Genomic DNA, 815 nt, shown 5'->3' with positions numbered 1-815 from the left:
GCGCCCACCTATAATGCCGTGGATCTTTGACAGCGGAGTAGTCAAGCTAGAAAGCGGTTTCAGCCGTCAGAAGGGCCCTCTCCAACCGAGTTGCTTCGAACATAGACGTTGTAAAAAACGTGGCCGCCAAGGCAACGACGGCGCCAAACGCCATCGCAGCCAAACGAATGCCAGGTGAATTCCTCATTGCTGCCGTCTCCCTGGGCCTGATATAGCGTCCCTAGCTTGCCGGAAGGGACCCCGGCTGACCTTAGTTGGTAGCGGTCTCGGCGTCAGCAACGGGCATGGTGCTGCTCGGGGCCAACGGCGCTTCTGCTACGGGCGTTGGGATGTCCGCCTCAGCCAATTGTTCGGCACACAGCTTGGCGGCCCCGCTGATGGGTTTTTCCTGCCCTCCTAAGGTGGTCCAGCCGCCACCATCGATATACTTGGCCCGTGCGTATGTGCTTTCTTCATTGAAGGCGGTGAGGTTCGCTTGAAGATCCGGGGCAGCCATGAAGCGAGTGAAGCAGACATCTGCAGCCAAGGATGCCACGGCGGCTTCCGAGGTGTTCTCGGCCAGTTCGATAGCGGAGCCTCCGGTAACCCATCCGCCCCAGGTAAACCCAATCACCATGGTCAAAACTGCAGTTCCTGCGCAGGACCAGAACAGAACTTTCTTGGATGCCTGGTAACTGCCAAATTTTTCGCGAAAATCAGCCATGATGTCTCCTCCATATTCAATCTAATGTCGTATTTTTAACACAATTCGAACGGCCTGACAGATGTGTAGGAATATTGTTGTATTCGGTTTGATTTATTGTAATGGAAGTAGA

Annotated in this window: 1 protein-coding gene; it reads right to left on the bottom strand. The window is 54.6% G+C overall.

The genetic code is table 11. From position 1 onward, the window contains the following. Window positions 1-250: 250 nt before the first annotated feature. Entirely contained in the window at window positions 251-703 is a 453-nt protein-coding gene (locus ACX3OZ_RS20885) for a hypothetical protein (protein ID WP_459105513.1), read from the bottom strand. Between the last annotated feature and the right edge of the window lie 112 nt (window positions 704-815).

This window comes from Devosia sp. A369 (assembly GCF_054489345.1).
Note: the sequence above shows the minus strand (reverse complement) of the source record. Positions and strands in the feature narration are given on the sequence as shown.